1 protein-coding gene is annotated in these 715 nt (G+C 60.8%); it reads left to right on the top strand.

Annotated features, from left to right (window positions below; all coding sequences use genetic code 11):
• Window positions 1-40: 40 nt before the first annotated feature.
• The gene (locus EN964_RS36270; protein ID WP_127269622.1) at window positions 41-649 is read left to right on the top strand and encodes a transglutaminase-like cysteine peptidase; all 609 of its coding nucleotides are present in this window, start codon (window positions 41-43) and stop codon (window positions 647-649) included.
• Window positions 650-715: the final 66 nt, after the last annotated feature.

Below are 715 nucleotides of genomic sequence, written 5' to 3'. Positions count from 1 at the left end.
ACATGTGGCAATGTCTCCTTCGAACGGGGAGACTACAACAATGAAGAACACGAGGGGCAAGCTGTTGCTGGTGGCAATGGCGATGCAGCTTTCCGCTTGGGGATCAGCATATGCCGCGGGACCGGCCTATATGCACACCGGCGGACGCACCACCCAGCCTGTTGGCCATTATGAGTTCTGCCAGCGCAGTCCTGGCGAATGCAGCGAACGGACCCCGAAGGGTGCGCCGGTCGAACTGACCCGCAAACTGTGGGCGACGATCGTCAACATCAACAATTCGGTCAACACTCGCATCAAGCCGCGCACCGACATGGAAAACTACGGTGTCGAGGAATATTGGGCCTATCCGGCCAATGGCTATGGCGATTGCGAGGATTACGCGCTGGAAAAGCGCCGCGAGTTGATGGATGCGGGCGTGCCGGCCGGCAATTTGCTGATGACAGTGGCGCGCCAGCCGAATGGCGACGGCCACGCGGTGCTGACCGTGCGCACGAGCCTGGGAGAATTCATCCTCGACAATCTCGAGACCAAGGTCCTGTCCTGGACGGACACCGACTACACCTATCTCAAGCGCCAGTCGGACCAGAATTCCGGCGTTTGGGTGACGATCAATGACGGCCGCTCCGACGCGGTCGCCAGCGTCCGCTAGAACAGAGCTCAAGCGCGCCGCGTGAATGCGAGGCGCTTCAGGAGAAACCCGGTCGAGTCCCCACCC

The sequence above is a fragment of the Mesorhizobium sp. M7A.F.Ca.CA.001.10.2.1 genome (genome assembly GCF_003998575.1).
Taxonomy (GTDB): Bacteria; Pseudomonadota; Alphaproteobacteria; order Rhizobiales; family Rhizobiaceae; genus Mesorhizobium.
This window is presented reverse-complemented; position numbering and strand designations above follow the sequence as displayed.

Bases quoted from the DNA above. Each gene is read 5' to 3' on its own strand.
- EN964_RS36270 (WP_127269622.1), top strand. From the start codon at position 41: ATGAAGAACACGAGGGGCAAGCTGTTGCTGGTGGCAATGGCGATGCAG.